General features: G+C 66.0%; 12 protein-coding genes. 7 read left to right on the forward strand and 5 right to left on the reverse strand.

Annotated elements, in window-relative coordinates; all coding sequences use genetic code 11:
- Positions 1-66 precede the first annotated feature (66 nt).
- Both FX134_RS14010 and FX134_RS14015 read right to left on the reverse strand, forming a co-directional pair.
- Positions 67-807: an ABC transporter permease gene (locus FX134_RS14010; protein WP_080803316.1), complete on the reverse strand. Its 741-nt coding sequence runs from the start codon at positions 805-807 to the stop codon at positions 67-69.
- Positions 808-1,650 (reverse strand): ABC transporter ATP-binding protein, encoded by an 843-nt coding sequence (locus FX134_RS14015; protein WP_080803318.1) that lies wholly within the window; start codon positions 1,648-1,650, stop codon positions 808-810.
- A gap of 430 nt (positions 1,651-2,080) precedes the next feature.
- Between FX134_RS14015 and FX134_RS14020 the strand changes: the two genes are divergently transcribed.
- Positions 2,081-3,259, forward strand: coding sequence for an IS110 family RNA-guided transposase (locus FX134_RS14020; RefSeq protein WP_080798323.1), 1,179 nt, complete (start codon positions 2,081-2,083; stop codon positions 3,257-3,259).
- Between the two features lie 391 nt (positions 3,260-3,650).
- On the opposite strand, the gene FX134_RS14025 is transcribed toward FX134_RS14020, so the two are convergent.
- The 3 genes from FX134_RS14025 to FX134_RS14035 are packed head-to-tail and all read right to left on the reverse strand — an operon-like array spanning position 3,651 to position 5,725.
- Positions 3,651-4,415, reverse strand: a complete 765-nt coding sequence (locus FX134_RS14025) for an ABC transporter permease (RefSeq protein ID WP_143412217.1) — start codon at positions 4,413-4,415, stop codon at positions 3,651-3,653.
- A complete protein-coding gene (locus FX134_RS14030) occupies positions 4,405-5,337 on the reverse strand; it encodes a LytTR family DNA-binding domain-containing protein (protein WP_080803324.1) in 933 nt (310 codons plus the stop codon). Before FX134_RS14030 ends, FX134_RS14025 begins: the two co-directional genes overlap by 11 nt.
- Before the next feature lie 10 nt (positions 5,338-5,347).
- Positions 5,348-5,725: a VOC family protein gene (locus FX134_RS14035; protein WP_080803327.1), complete on the reverse strand. Its 378-nt coding sequence runs from the start codon at positions 5,723-5,725 to the stop codon at positions 5,348-5,350.
- A 659-nt stretch (positions 5,726-6,384) separates the two neighbouring features.
- Here FX134_RS14035 and FX134_RS14040 point away from each other — a divergent pair.
- The 6 genes from FX134_RS14040 to FX134_RS14065 all read left to right on the forward strand — a co-directional run bounded on the left by FX134_RS14040 (position 6,385) and on the right by FX134_RS14065 (position 14,538).
- Positions 6,385-7,149, forward strand: a complete 765-nt coding sequence (locus FX134_RS14040; protein ID WP_080803329.1) for an ATP-binding cassette domain-containing protein — start codon at positions 6,385-6,387, stop codon at positions 7,147-7,149.
- 3 nt (positions 7,150-7,152) lie between these two features.
- Positions 7,153-9,783, forward strand: coding sequence for a YhgE/Pip domain-containing protein (locus FX134_RS14045; protein ID WP_080803332.1), 2,631 nt, complete (start codon positions 7,153-7,155; stop codon positions 9,781-9,783).
- 9 nt (positions 9,784-9,792) lie between these two features.
- Positions 9,793-10,437, forward strand: a complete 645-nt coding sequence (locus FX134_RS14050; protein ID WP_080803335.1) for a TetR/AcrR family transcriptional regulator — start codon at positions 9,793-9,795, stop codon at positions 10,435-10,437.
- 83 nt (positions 10,438-10,520) lie between these two features.
- Positions 10,521-12,350: a glutamine--fructose-6-phosphate transaminase (isomerizing) gene (gene glmS, locus FX134_RS14055; protein WP_080803338.1), complete on the forward strand. Its 1,830-nt coding sequence runs from the start codon at positions 10,521-10,523 to the stop codon at positions 12,348-12,350.
- 266 nt (positions 12,351-12,616) lie between these two features.
- Positions 12,617-13,597 carry a DNA cytosine methyltransferase gene (locus tag FX134_RS14060; RefSeq protein ID WP_080804090.1) on the forward strand — a complete coding sequence of 327 codons (981 nt, stop codon included), beginning with the start codon at positions 12,617-12,619 and terminating at the stop codon, positions 13,595-13,597.
- The gene (locus tag FX134_RS14065) at positions 13,594-14,538 is read left to right on the forward strand and encodes a DNA cytosine methyltransferase (protein ID WP_080803342.1); all 945 of its coding nucleotides are present in this window, start codon (positions 13,594-13,596) and stop codon (positions 14,536-14,538) included. Before FX134_RS14060 ends, FX134_RS14065 begins: the two co-directional genes overlap by 4 nt.
- The last annotated feature ends 37 nt before the right edge of the window (positions 14,539-14,575 follow it).

The raw sequence follows: 14,575 nt of genomic DNA on the forward strand, positions 1-14,575 counted from the left end.
TCCAGCGCGTTTCCAGCGCGGTTCAAGCGTGGATCCAGCAAGAATCAAGCGAAATTCAAGTGCGCATTAGTTATCCCTGGTCAGACGCTTGTACAGCAGCATGAAGGCCGCGAGCGAAAGCGCTATCCACACCAGCGTGATCACGATGGGGGCCACTGCGTCGGCGGTGAACAACGTTCCCTCCACCGACAGCTTCACCAAGGAATCCATGCCGCCGGTGGGGAAGTACCTCACCACGTTGTCGACCTCTTCGCTCATCATTGACACCATGGGAGCCAGCGCCACCAGGAACACCGGCGTGATGTAGAGGCTCGCGGTCATCTGGTCGCGCGAGGCGAGCCCCACCAGAAGCGACACGAGCACGATGGGGATGGAGCCCACCACGCCGATGACCAGGTAGGGCGCGAAGCTGCTCATCGGGCCGCCCACGATGAAGAAGCACGCCGCGTCCACCACGGCGATGGCCCCCAGCGACACGAGCGCCCGCGAGGCGAGGATCTGGCCCGCGCCCACGTTCGCCAGCATGAGCGTGCGCAGCGTGTGCTTCTCCTTCTCCTCGGCAAGCGCGGTGGCCGACACCATCATTGCCACCATGCCGGCGGTGATACACAGGCTCGTGGACAGCAGGAATCCGGTCACGTGCACGGCCGCCTCGGGCGAGGCCTCAGCGGCGCCGCCCATCATGTTCTTGTACATGAGCGCGAACGCCAGAGGGAACAAGCAGCAGATGAAGACGACCGGGTTCTTCACCAGGTCCTTAAAGTCCTTGGCGACGAGCGCGCCGGTTTTGCGCATGACGGCATCCATTTAAAACTCCCTTCCCGTGAGCTCCAGGAACACTTCTTCCAGGTTCGGCTCCACCGAGTGGACGGACAGGCACGTGCCGGCGGCGAGGGCCTCGGCGATGACGGGCGCCCCGGCGGCGTCCTTGGTGGTGCGCACGACGCTTCCGTCGGTCAGGCGCAGGGCCACCTCGTTCTTCGCATGGCGCAGCATGAGCTGTATGGGCGCGTCGCAGGCCACCAGGCGGCCCTCGTCCAGGATGCCTACGCGCGCGCAGAGCGCCTCGGCCTCGGCCATGTCGTGCGTGGTGAGGAACACGGTGGTGCCCGCGTCGTTCAGCTCGCGCAGCATCTTGTGCACCTCGGCGCGGGCCGCCGGGTCCAGGCCGCTCGTGGGCTCGTCGAGGAACAGTAGCTCCGGGCCGTGCACGAGCGCCGCCATGAGCGCGGCGCGCTGGCGCATGCCCTTCGAGCAGTTCTTGATGAGCGTCTTGCGGTCGTCCGCCAGGTTCATGCGTTCGAGCAGGGTGGGGATGTTGTTGCCGGTCACGCCGCGAATCTTCGCGTAGAAGCGCAGGTTCTCCTCGATGGTCATGCGCTCGTAGAGGGCGCTCGTGTCCGAGAGGATGCCGATGCGCTCGTAGTCGGCGTTCGTGGCGTGCTCGATGGGGCGGCCGAACAGGTTGATGCGGCCGGAATCCTTCACCAGCTGGCGCGTGAGCAGCTTGATGGTGGTGGTCTTGCCGGCGCCCGAGGGGCCCAGGAAGCCGAAGCATTCGCCGCGCTCCACCTCGAAGGAGAGGTGGTCGAGCACGCGCTTGTCTTTGAAGCTCAGGCACACGTCGTCGGTTGACAGCAGGGTGGTCATAAGGTGCGCTCCTTTCGTTTTCGACGGGGAGCAGTGTACGCCCAGGCGGTCGCGTGAACAAGGGAAACGCGACACCGGGAGCCCGCCCGGCGACGAGAGGAGCAGGGAAGGGGACGACAGGAGCAGAAGAAAGCGACGCACGGATTGTCATCCTGAGCGGAGGCGCGTAGCGCCGGAGTCGAAGGATCCCGTTTGGCGTCAGCCGGAAGGTTTCCTGTTGGCACCGCGCGGGATCCTTCGACTCCGCGGCTTCGCCGCTCCGCTCAGACAATATGACCCGAACCGATGCACCTGCGAGTGAAAAAGAGAGAAGACCCCGAAGATACTGACGGCCTTGAAGGCTCTATCGTGGGTTATTCCCCGCTACACTTGCAGGTATCTGGCCATCGGTGCGCAAGGGCGTACCACAAGCATTGGAAGGGGTCTTCTCATGGCGCAGTATACCATCAACACCAAGTACCGCTCGATCTTCGGGATGGATGTGCACGCACGCTCCATCACCATCAAGGGCTTCGACTGCGCGACCGGGCGCACCAAGATAGCCAAGCTCGGCGGCTGCCCGGCTCCCGCCGAGGTAATCGGCTGGATGCGCGCGAACTTCGAGGAGCCCTTCTACGCCGCCTACGAGTCGGGGTGCACCGGCTTTCATCTGTGCCGGGAGCTGCGCGCACTCGGCGCCGCCTGCGACGTGATCGCCGTCTCGTCCATCGCGCGCTCGACCGACGACAAGCTGCACAAAAACGACCGGCGTGACGCCGCAAGGCTGCTCTTCGAGCTTTTGAACCCCGTCTCCACGCTCTCGGCGGTGTGGTGCCCGGATCCGGAGTGCGAGGCCGCGCGCAACCTCGCCCGGGCGCGCTTTGGCGCCGCGCGCGACGCCAAAGCCGCCAAGCAGCGCGTCACCTCGCTTTTGCTCACCCACGGCGCTATCTGGAACGAGAGGACTCCTGCGGGAAACCTCAAGGCGACCTGGACGCGCGAGTGGCGCGAGTGGCTCTCGAAGGTGCGTCTGGAAGGAACCGGGGCACAAGACGCGCTTGCCTTCCTGGTCTTGTGTGCGGACGAGGCGCAGGCGCGCCTTGCGCGCATCTCGAAGCAGACGCTTGCCCTCGCCCAGACCCCGAGGTGGAAGCCCGTGGTTGATGCGCTCTCGGCCATGAAGGGGATCGACGTGCAGAGCGCCTTTTCACTGGCAGCCGAGTACGGCGATTTCGAGCGCTTCGGCGGCGGGGGCGCCGTCGTCAAGTGGGCGGGGCTCACCCCCTGCGAGTCCTCGAGCGACGATTCGGTGAGCCGCGGGCGCATCGACAAGGCGGGGGACAACTACGTCCGGGCCGCCCTCGTCGAAGCGACCCAGACGCTCTCGCACCAAACCGAAGCCTTCAAGGCCCTGCGCAAGGATCAAAAGGTCGATCCGGGCGTGCTCGCCTGCGCGCGCAAGGCCTCGCGCCGGGTGCTCGAGCGCTTCCACCATCTCACCTGCGAGGCGAAGAAGGGCTCCAACAAGGCCAAGGTGGCAGCTGCCGCCGAGCTCGCCCGACAGGTGTGGGCCGTGGGACGTGCCGCCCAGAGGGCTCAGGCGGCCGCCAGCCAGGCGCAGGAGAGCTGACAGAGGCATCCCCCCTGGCAAGCCCGCCGTCTAAGTCCGTTCGGGAGCCCGCGCGTCATCCTTGCGCACCAAAGGTCGTGTGGCGTGCGCGTACTCAGACTAGTTTTCTCTCTCATAGGCGGATAGCCCGAACAAAGGACAATTGGAGTGCGGGCCGCATGATCTGCCGCGGTGTCCGCGGATTTAAGGTATGAGAAAGCGCCGTGTAAGAAGACGGCGCATATGCTCGGCGGGCTTTGCAGGGAGATGTTCATAGAGAAGGGCCGATCCTTATCCGACGGGAAAGGACCGGTCCTTTATTGCCTCTTGACACGGTTCGGGTCATATAAGGATGACGGGCGGGATGACGCACGGGTCGTCACCCGGAGCTTGGCGTGGCCGCGTCGCCGGCCTACGCCTCCTGCGGGGCCTTGCGGAGGGCCGCGATCAGCACGACGGCCATGGCTGCCGTCCACGCTAGCAGCATGCCAGCGGACAGGAGGGCCTCGGGGGTCAGCAGGCTGCTGCCGTTCCACAGCCGCATGGTGAGGTCGTACAGGCCGCCGGTGGGCAGGAAGGGCGTCACCTGCATGAGCGCCTCGTCATAGGAGAAGACCATGGGCAGGATGGCGGCCACCACCAGCGGCGAGTCCAGCACCATCACCGACATCTGGGTGCGCGCGAACAGCCCGAGCGCAAGCGACAGCAGCACGAGCGGCAGCGAGCCCACGATGCCCACCAGCAGAAGCGGCGCCATGAGGTGCGCGGGCGCGCCGAACACCGCGAAGCACAGCACGTCGGCCACGGCGATGCCCGCCAGCGCCGCGATTCCGCGCGCGACCACCATGCGGCCGAGGTCCACGTCGGCCAGAAGAAGCGTGCGCAGCAGGTGCTTCTCGCGCTCCTCGGCCATGGCGTAGAGGATGACCATCGACGTGGCCATGACGCACTCGAAGAGCACCGCGTACGCGGCGATGTTCGCGGTGAACAGCTGCTCCTGCTCCGGCAGCTCCACCTGGCCGCCCAGGATCGCGTGCAGCCCCACCATCATCACGAGGGGCAGCAGCATGCTCATCAGCATGGCGGGGCTCTTCGCCACGTCGGCCAGGTACTTCGCCGTGAGCACGGCCACGGTGCGCACGGGGCCCGCCAAGGGCAACGCCTCCCTACCAGCCATAACGCTCCCTCATCTCCTCGGCGCGGCCCTTCGCCAGCGGCACGGACGTGCGCGCGGCGTCGTTCAAGGTGAGGTTGAAGCTGTTGCGGGTGTAGCGCTCCACCTTCGCCACCTTCTGCACGTTCACGATGAACGACCGATGGCAGCGGAAGAAGCCGAAGCGTCCCAGCTGCTCGTCCAGCTCGTCCATGGTGAGCGGAGTGGGGTAGAGCGTGCCGCGCACCGACACGTAGTTCTGCTTGCTCATGCTCTCGATGAAGTCGATCTCGCGCGGGTCGAACAGCAGCGTGGCGGCGTCGGTCTTCGCGGGGATCTTGCACACCCGCACCTCGTCGCCCGCGAACACGGGGCCTTCCGTGCCACCGTCGCCGTCGGGTGCGCCGCCCTCGTCCACCTCGGCCTCGATGAAGCGGCCGTCCTCGTGCCAGAAGGCGCGCCCGGGCAGAAGCAGCGCCTCGCGCAGGGGCTCGCAGGCGGTGACGAAGCGGCAGCCGCAGGCTGTGCGCTCCTCTATCCAGGTGAGGGCCGCGGCGCGCCCCGCAGCGTCGAGGTCGGACAGCGGCCGCTCGATGAAGCACGCCTCGGGCTCCACCAGGCTCGCGCGCGCCAGGTTAACGAGCGCCACCTGGGCGGGCGCGAGGTCGCGCAGGCGCGCCCGCGCCGCGCCGCGCAGGCCGAAGTGCGCGATGGCATCTTCATGGTGCACGGCGCCCCCGGCCAGACGGCTGAAGAACCGCAGGTGGGAGGCTACCGTGTCGCGCTCGCTGCCCCGGTCGGTGTCCACCACGCAGGCGCGCCGGCACGAGCGGTAGCGCGCGCGAAAGGCGGCGAGCAGCGCGGCGGAGGTGTCGCGCCCGCATTCCACGTGCACGTTGCCGATGTCGGCGGCGACGAGCTCGGCGGCTGTGGCGAATTCGGCCACGGCGCCGCGCCTATTCCGCGCGGTCGGCCGGCAGGATCTCCAGCCAGCAGCCGTCGGGGTCTTCGATGAAGTAGATGCCCATGCGCTCGTTCACGAAGCACACGCAGCCCATCTCCTCGTGCAGGGCGCGCGCCGCGTCCAGGTCATCCACCTCGAAGGCCAGGTGCGTGTCGCGCCCGCCGTTGACGTAGGGCTCGGTGCGTCCGCGGTTCCACGTGAGCTCCACCTGGAAGGGCGTCCGGCCGTTGCCGATGAAGACGTTCTCCCATGAGCCGTCCTCGGGCCCCATGCGCCGCTGCACGGTCAGCCCCAGCGCGCGCTCGTAGAAGGCGAGCGACTTCTCCAGGTCGAGCACGTGGATGCAGCGGTGGATGGCCTTCGCCTTCATAACGGGTTCCCTTCGGTTGGCTTACGCGTTTTCGATGGGAAGTATACCCGAGCCTGCGTACGCGCGTCGGCAACCCCATGGAAAAGGAAGAGTTTGACGCCGGGGCGCCGCGTTGTGCGGGCGCGCATTCCGCTCGCTCAGGCAAACGCGCGGGCCCGCGGTATGCCGATGATGGCTTAGCAGCTGGAGGTTTTCAATTCTGTCAAAAACGGGACGTTTTGCCTAGATTTTAGGTTGCCAAGTAGGTCCATTATCAAAGGCAGTTTCTAAATTGCCTGATCACCGGCTTACGATGCCGTTACATCTTCAATTGAGGATAGCCAAAACTCTCCGATTCTGCCAGCATTTCGATTGACCGCCGTCAAACCGCCATTGCCCTACCTGGACAGGTTGCCAATCGGGCGGAGTGCGAAGCGCGGAGCCGAAGCCCGTGCGGTGAAGTGTTTCAGTTGACACCGCACTGCGGCATGTCGTTCGCTATCGCCGCGCGGGTTCTTCGCGTGCACGGCTTTGCCCGTACGCGTGCGTTGCCGGGCGGCGTTTTGATGAATGAAGGGAAACCGTTACTTGCGCTGCGCGAACGAGGTGCTATACTTCCGTTTCAAAACTGACTAGTCAGTCGAATATGAGGCTGACGAAGAAGAGAAGGACGTGAGGACATGGAGGATACGCAGGTGCGCCCGGCACCCGACCCGAGCGCTGCGCAGCCGATGCCCGCCGCCGGCGCCGACCCGACGCGCCCCGAGTGCGGCACGTTCGTGCGCGACGCGGAGCGCTTCGCGGGCGAGCCCTACATCAGCGCACGTGGCTTGGAGCTGAAGACGTTTTCCGGCTACGCGTACCGCGGGGTGGACGTGGACGTGCACAAGGGCCAGCTGGTGGCCGTGCGCGGCCGCAACGGCAGCGGCAAGACGGCGCTTCTGCTCACGCTGGCCGGGCGCATGAAGCCCACGGGCGGCACGCTCGAGGCAGGCGGGTTCCAGCTGCCACGCCAGCGCGCGAAAGCGGAACGTCATGTGGGCTTGAGCCTGTTCAAAGGCCTGAACGACCTGCAGGACAGCCTGACCGCCGCCTACGCGACCGGCGCCGAGTTCGAGCTGTACGGCCGCACGCCGCGTCGCGAGGCGGTGCTGGGCTACCTGCGGCAGTGGGGTCTGGCCGACGTCGCCAACCTGCGCGTGAAGGACCTCACGTCCGAGAAGCTCACCCAGCTGGGCATCGCGCTGGCGTTTGCGGGCGAGCCCGACGCCATCGTGGTGGACGACGTGGAGGACCAGCTGACCATGTCACAATCCCAGGGCCTCGTGCAACTGCTGCTGGACACGGCGCGCACGCGCAACGCGGCCATCGTGGTGGGTGTGGTGGAGCGCGACCTGGCCGCCATGGCCGACGCGTGCGTGTACCTGTCGAAGGAAGGTGAGTAGCCCATGGCGTTCAAGGGATTGCGCTTCGCGGGACTCGAATGGAAGAACATCACGGCGTCGAAGGTGATGTGGGTGGTCATCGCCGCCATCGCCATCATGCCGCTTCTGTACGGCGCGCTGTACCTGGCTGCGTTCCAAGACCCCTACGCGCGCCTGAACACGGTGCCGGTGGCCGTGGTGAACAACGACGAAGGAGCCGTCATCGCCTCCGAGAACCGCAACCTCGGCGACGACGTGGTGGACGAGCTCAAGGGCACCGACGACGGCCTGGGCTGGCGGTTCGTGTCGGCCGATGAGGCGCAGCGGGGCCTGGAGGACGGCACCTACTTCATGACCTGCACCATCCCCGCCGACTTCTCCAAAAGCGTGGCGTCGGTGGACACAAGCGCGCCCGAGAAGGCGCAGCTTAAAGTGGAGTACAACCAGAGCGAGAACATGCTGGCCTCCCAGATTGGCGAGACGGTGTGGAAGGAAGTGCGCCAGCGCGTAAGCGACACCGTGGCCACCGAGTACTGGGACACGGTTCTGAACCGCGTGGCCGATTCCGGCCGCGACATCCAGACGGCGGCCGACGGCGCCGGCACGCTCGAGGACGGCCTGGCGACGGCGCAGGACGGCAGCGACACCATCACGGCGAAGCTGGGCGAGCTGCACGAGGGCGCCTCGTCGCTTCAGACCGGCTTGGGCACGCTGGCCACCGGCGCGTTCACGTTGGATTCGGGCCTGGGCACGCTGGCCAGCGGCGCGGACACGCTCAAGGCCGGCACGGGATCGCTCGCAACCGGCGCGCGCGACCTGAAGGCGGGCGCGGGCCAGGTGGCTGCAGGTGCGGGCAGCGTGTCGGGCGGTGCCAAGCAGCTCAAGGACGAGGGCACGAGCCAGCTGGCCGCCGGCACGAGCCGGCTCGCCGAGGCGACGAGCGGCCTGCCGGACAGCGCCGAGCAGCTGGCGAGCGGGTCGCAGCAGATCACCGACGGGTTGGCGACGGCCGTGGCCAGCATCGGATCGGCCGGCGAGCCCGGCCAGACGCTCGCGTACACGTCGAGCACCGTCACGGGCGGCTTGGCCGCGCTCTCGTCGGGCTTGGAAAGCGCGAAGGCCGGAACCGACCAGGTGAACGGCGGCCTCGTGCAGCTGCAGACGGGCCTGTCCACCGCCCAGGGCGGGGCGCAGTCGCTCGAAAGCGCGCTGGCGAGCGCGATCGCGGCGCTGCAGAGCAGCAGCGACCTCGCCTCCCAGGCCGCCGCCGCGCAGCTCGTCAACGCCGGCGCCTTGGACCTCGCGCAGGGCAAGGCGGTGTCGGGCGGGCTCGGCGCCGCCGTCGCCACGTTGGGCGACGCCTCGCAGCCCCAGACGCTCATCGGCGGGGCGGCTGCCGTGTCGGGCGGCCTGTCCGAGGCGCTCGCCAGCATCGGCGACGCCTCCACGCCGGGCAGCACGCTCGCGTACGGCTCCTCGTCGGTCACGAACGGCCTGGGCGCGCTGGGCTCGAACCTGGCGGCGGCCCAGGCGGGCTCGCAGCGCGTCAGCGACGGCGCCGCCGAGCTTGCGGGCGTCGCCCCTACGCTGGTGGAGTCCATCGGTCAGCTCGATGCGGGCGCGAGCGAGGTGGACGCCAACATGTCCTCGCTCGTGGCCGGTTCCTCGCAGGTGGCCGACGGCGCGAACCAGGTGGATGCGGGCGCCTCATCGGCCGTGGCGGGCGCGGACCAGCTCGACGCCGGCGCGTCGCAGCTGGCCCAGGGCGCGCAGTCGGCCAAGCAGGGCGCAGGCCAGCTGGCCGCGGGCGCCGAGACCGCCCAGGACGGCTCCGCGCAGATAACCTCCGGTGCGGGCCAGCTGCGCGAGGGCTCGGCCACGCTGGCCACGGGCCTGCACGACGCGGTGGACGGCTCCGGCGAGCTGGCTGACAAGCTGGCCGAGGGCGCGCAGACCGCCGCCAGCCAGACCGCGAACATCCCGGCCAAGTCCGAGGTCATGAGCGACCCGGTGGAGCTGGCCAACGAATACTACACCACGGTGAAGAACTACGGCACCGGCTTCGCCCCGTACTTCATGGCGCTCGGCCTCTGGGTGGGCGGCCTGGTGGCGGGCTTCGTGTTCAAGCCGCTCAACAACCGCCTGATCATGTCGGGCGCGAGCCCCCTCACGGCGGCGTTCGCCAACTACCTGCCGGTGGCGTTCTTCTCGCTCATCCAGGCGACGCTCTTGATGGTGGTGCTGCAATTCGGCCTGCAGCTGCAGATAGACAACGTGCCGGCGTTCTATGCCATGGGCTACCTCACGTCGCTCGTGTTCGCGGCCATCATGCAGTTCCTCATGGCGGCGTTCGGGTTCCCGGGCAAGTTCATCGCCATCATCCTGCTCATGCTGCAGCTCACGGCGTGCGCGGGCACGTTCCCCATCCAGACGACGCCCGACTTCTTCCAGGCCATCAACCCGTTCATGCCCATGACCTATGTGGTATCCGGCATGCGCCAGATCATGACGGGGCTCGATTATACAGTGGTGGCGCAGTCGTGCGCGGTGCTCGCGGGCATCGGTGCGGTGTGCTTCGCGCTCACGTGCCTGGTGGCGTACCGCCGGCGCACCGTGCGCATGGACGACCTGCATCCCGTGCTGCAACTGGGGTAGAATAGGGCCATGGCGAAACGAGGGGGACATACCGAGAAGGCCGACGCCACGCGCAGACAGTTGCTTGACGCGGCGCTGGCCGTCATCGGCGAGAAGGGGTACTCCGCGGCCACGGTGGACGAGATCGTGGAGGCCGCCGGCGTGTCGAAGGGCGTGGCGTACTACCACTTCAAGAGCAAGGCGGCCATGGCCGAGAGCATCCTGGAGGACGGCCTCGGCGAGCTCATCGAGGGCTTCGAGCGCATCGCCGCGGCCGCGCCGGACGCGCCCGCGGCGCTCACGGGCATGGTGGAGCTGTTCGCCACGCGCATCTTCGAGAACAAGGCGTTCGGGCGCTTCTTCGTGTCCGAGCTCTGGCGCGAGAATCGCGTGTGGTCGGGGGCGATGCGCGGCTTCGAGGGCCGGCTGCTCGCCGTGCTGGAGGGCCAGCTGGCCCGCGGCCAGCGCGAGGGGATCATTCGGCCGGGGATCGATCCGGCGTTCGAGGCCGTGGCCATCGTGGGCATGGTGCTCACCACCACGCTCTACTACCTGGGTGAGAACGGGCCGCTGGCCGGACCCGCGCGCAGCGTCGGGAAAGATGCGTTTATTGAGCGGATTTGCGACTTCGTCAGGCATGCGAACGCGCGCCCCGGCGCTCTTACCTTAGAATAACGCCGTCAAAACCACGCGCCCGCGCGCGCATCGCCGCCGCGCGGGCGCATTCCCAGGCAAGCGACGCGCGTGAGGAGCAGGCTATGTGCGGAATCGTCGGTTACACGGGGTCGCGCCCCGTTCGCAGCATCCTGATCGAGGGCCTGACCAGGCTCGAGTACCGCGGCTACGACTCGGCGGGCATCGCCGTCGAGCAGGACGGCAAGCTGGAGGTTGTGCATTGCAAGGGCAAGGTGAGCGGGCTCGCGCGCCTCGTGGAGCCCCTCGAGCTCTCGGGCACCTGCGGCATCGGGCATACGCGCTGGGCCACGCACGGCCGCCCGAGCGAGGCCAACGCGCATCCGCACACCTCCTGCGACGGGCACGTGGCCGTGGTGCACAACGGCATCATCGAGAACTTCGCCGAGCTGCGCGAGGAGCTTGAGGGCCGCGGCCACACGTTCACGAGCGAGACGGACACCGAGGTGATCGCGCACCTCGTGGAGGAGGCCTATGCGGAAAGCCGCGACCTCTTGCAGGCCGTCCATGAGGCGACCGAGCGCCTGATCGGCGCATACGCCGTCGCGGTGATCAGCGACTTCGAACCCGGCACCATCGTGGCCGCGCGTAAGGACTCGCCGCTCGTGGTGAGCCTGGCGAAGGACGGCGCGTATGTGGCCTCCGACATCATCGCCATGATCGATGCCACGCGCGACGTGGCCGTGCTCGCCGACGGCGACACCGCCAAGCTCACGCCCGCGGGCGCGCGGTTCTTCAACGTGCGCGGCGAGGCGTACGAGCCCGAGGTCACCCACGTCGACTGGGACCTGGACGTGGCGGAGAAGGGCGGCTACCCCGACTTCATGATGAAGGAGATCCACGAGCAGCCGCGCGTCATCCGCGACACGCTGGCCGGCCGCCTGGTGAACGGCGCGCTCTCCATCGACGAACTGGACCTCAGCGTGGAGGAGCTCAACCTCATCGACCGCGTGTGCGTCATCGCGTGCGGCACGTCCTACCACGCCGGCCTCATCGCGAAGAACCTCATCGAGGGCTGGGCGCGCATTCCCTGCGAGGTGGAGGTGGCCAGCGAGTTCCGCTACCGCAACCCCATCATCACGCCGTCGACGCTGGTGGTGGCCGTGTCGCAGTCGGGCGAGACCGCCGACACGCTGGCCGCCATCCGCGACGCGCGCGTGAAGGGCGCCAAGGTGTTCGGCATCACGAACGTGGTGGGAAGCCCTGTGGCGCGCGAGAGCGACGGCGTCATCTACACGAAGGCCAACAAGGAGATCGCCGTTGCGTCCACGAAGTCGTTCTTGGGCCAGGTGGTGTCGCTCACGCTGCTGGCCATGCTGCTCGCCCAGGCCAAGGGCAAGCTCAAGACCAACCAGGTGCGCCTCTTGTTCCACGAGCTGGCCGACACGGCCGAGCAGGTGGAGCGCATCCTGGCCGACACCGCCGCCATCGACGCGGCGGCCCGCGCGTGCAAGGATGCGACGAGCGCGCTCTTCGTCGGGCGCGGCATGGGGGCGGCCATCAGCTACGAGGGCGCGCTCAAGCTCAAGGAGATCAGCTACCTGCACGCCGAGGCCTACCCGGCCGGCGAGATGAAGCACGGGCCCATCGCGCTCATCGACGAGGGCTTCCCCGTGATCGCGGTGGCCACGAAGAGCCCCGTGTACGACAAGCTGGTATCCAACCTCCAGGAGGCGAAGGCCCGCGGCGCGATGATCGTGGCCATCGCCACCGAGGGCGACGAGGACATCCGCGCGCACGCCGACCACGTGGTGTACATCCCGAAGGTGCGCGACGCGTTCAGCGCCGTCACGGCCAGCGTGCCGTTGCAGCTGTTCGCGCGCGCCATCGCCGTCGAGCGCGGCTGCGACGTAGACCAGCCCCGCAACCTGGCGAAATCGGTCACGGTGGAGTGACGTCGGGGAGAAGAGAGAGGGTGGACCTGTGAGCGATGTCCGTCTGAAATTGATAGTGTGTCCTGGTTTTGGGATACGCGGTGCGGTTTTTTGGCATACAATGAGCGGGAATGCGAAATCGCAGACGATTTGAGGTTGGTTCGCTCATGGTGCCTCGTCGGGTATGCCGGCTGGTAAGGTTTGTGCAGTTTCACGATGGCTCGGTACTGCGGGCTATAATGCCAATTTGGTGTAGTAGCCGCTAGACGGAAGAGATGCGATTGTTTATGGCAGATTCTAGTCAGAATGTTCAAGGACCGCACGTTTCGCCTCGGGTGGTGTCCCTTTTCTCCGGCGCTGGCGGACTCGACTTGGGGTTCAAACAGTCGGGTTTCGACGTTGTGTGGGCCAACGACATCGACGAGCATGCCGTCGAGACTTATCGTTTGAATATCGGCGATCATATCGTTCTCGCTGATATCTCCGATGTCTCTCTCTCGGACATTCCCGATTGCGACGTGCTCGTCGGCGGGTTCCCCTGTCAGGGGTTCAGCGTGGCCAACACCAAGCGAACTTTGGACGACGAGCGCAACCAGCTGTACAAGCAGTACCTTCGAATCCTCAAGTCGAAGAAGCCCAAAGCGTTCATCGCGGAGAACGTGAAGGGGATATTGAGCATAGGGGGAGGCGAGGTCATCGAAAGGATCGTGTCCGAGTTCAGCGATGTCGGGTACGATGTTTCCTACAAGCTTCTCAATGCGGCGGATTATGGGGTGCCTCAAACGAGGCAGCGAGTGATCATCGCCGGCGTGAGGTCGGATCTGGGTATTGAATTTCACTTCCCCGAAGCATCTCACACGCCCGGTGCCGATGAGGATGGGCGGGCATGGTTGACTGTTGGAGAGGCATTGAAGGGAATACCCGATCCCGATGGCCCGGAGGCCGACAGCGTCCCCAACAACGTTTATTCTAGCTACAAGCTTGTAATGAATGGCTATCTGGGCAAACGCCCTATCGATCCGGACAAACCCGCTCCGACGGTGACCGCCCGAGGCGACCGGAAGGGTGGCGTCGTCGTGCTTCCGCATCCTTCGGGCGAGCGGCGCATGACGGTTAGGGAATTGGCGAGGGTCCAGGATTTTCCGCTTGATTTCGAGTTCACGGGCAGTCGGACCGATTGCTACAGGCAGATCGGCAATGCCGTTCCGGTGGGCCTTGCTAGGGCAGTCGCTTCTGCGATGATGAACGCTTTGAAGGCTTCGGCATGACGAAGCCGACGGTTGTTTCGCTGTTTGCAGGCGCTGGCGGCCTCGATCTTGGCTTCGTTCAAGCCGGCTTTGATTTGGTCTGGGCAAACGACTTCGATTCTGATGCGGTGGAGACATATCGCATGAACCTGGGGGATCATATTGTCTGCGGCGACATCGCCTCCTTGTCGACGGACGATATCCCTGATTGCGATGTTCTGATAGGCGGCTTTCCCTGTCAAGGTTTCAGCGTGGCGAATCGCAAGCGAAGCACTGCCGACGAGAGGAACTTGCTCTACAAAGAGTATCTGCGTATCTTGCACGCTAAGCGGCCGAAAGTCTTCTTGGCGGAAAACGTCAAAGGGATACTCTCCCTCGATGGCGGAGCGGTCATCGACATGATCGTGTCCGATTTCCAGAGCGAGGGGTATAATGTGAAGTACAGGCTGATAAACGCGGCCGACTACGGCGTACCTCAGAAGCGCATGCGCGTGATCATAGTGGGAACGAGGGAAGATATCGCGGAGGAGTTCGAGTATCCGGCTCCGTCGCATTCCGGCAAAGTCCAGGACGGGCTATCTCCGTGGGTGACGATGCGGGAGGCGCTTGAAGGCGTGCCCGATCCCGATGGGCCGATGTCCGACACCGTTCCCAACAACGTGTATTCGCGCTACAAGGTCGAGCCTCGCAACTTCACCGGGCACAGGCCCTCTGACGCGGACAAGCCCTCTCCTACGATCTTAGCTCGAGGAAATGGTGGCGGAGGAGTGTGCGCGATTCCCCATTACAACGGCGAGCGTCGTCTTAGCGTACGCGAAAGCGCTTGCATCCAAACGTTTCCGATGGAGTATTCGTTTTACGGGAAGATGAATTCATGCTATCGTCAGATCGGGAACGCCGTCCCTGTTCTCCTTGCACGTGAATTGGCTTCGCAGATCAGAAAGCTGTTACCCGATGAATAGCGAGTATATTCCCAAGATACCGTTTCCCTCGTACCGG

Source organism: Arabiibacter massiliensis (assembly GCF_902386925.1).
GTDB lineage: Bacteria > Actinomycetota > Coriobacteriia > Coriobacteriales > Eggerthellaceae > Arabiibacter > Arabiibacter massiliensis.

Bases quoted from the DNA above. Each gene is read 5' to 3' on its own strand.
- FX134_RS14010 (WP_080803316.1), bottom strand. From the start codon at position 807: ATGGATGCCGTCATGCGCAAAACCGGCGCGCTCGTCGCCAAGGACTTT.
- FX134_RS14015 (WP_080803318.1), bottom strand. From the start codon at position 1,650: ATGACCACCCTGCTGTCAACCGACGACGTGTGCCTGAGCTTCAAAGAC.
- FX134_RS14020 (WP_080798323.1), top strand. From the start codon at position 2,081: ATGGCGCAGTATACCATCAACACCAAGTACCGCTCGATCTTCGGGATG.
- FX134_RS14025 (WP_143412217.1), bottom strand. From the start codon at position 4,415: ATGGCTGGTAGGGAGGCGTTGCCCTTGGCGGGCCCCGTGCGCACCGTG.
- FX134_RS14035 (WP_080803327.1), bottom strand. From the start codon at position 5,725: ATGAAGGCGAAGGCCATCCACCGCTGCATCCACGTGCTCGACCTGGAG.
- FX134_RS14040 (WP_080803329.1), top strand. From the start codon at position 6,385: ATGGAGGATACGCAGGTGCGCCCGGCACCCGACCCGAGCGCTGCGCAG.
- FX134_RS14045 (WP_080803332.1), top strand. From the start codon at position 7,153: ATGGCGTTCAAGGGATTGCGCTTCGCGGGACTCGAATGGAAGAACATC.
- FX134_RS14050 (WP_080803335.1), top strand. From the start codon at position 9,793: ATGGCGAAACGAGGGGGACATACCGAGAAGGCCGACGCCACGCGCAGA.
- glmS (WP_080803338.1), top strand. From the start codon at position 10,521: ATGTGCGGAATCGTCGGTTACACGGGGTCGCGCCCCGTTCGCAGCATC.
- FX134_RS14060 (WP_080804090.1), top strand. From the start codon at position 12,617: ATGGCAGATTCTAGTCAGAATGTTCAAGGACCGCACGTTTCGCCTCGG.
- FX134_RS14065 (WP_080803342.1), top strand. From the start codon at position 13,594: ATGACGAAGCCGACGGTTGTTTCGCTGTTTGCAGGCGCTGGCGGCCTC.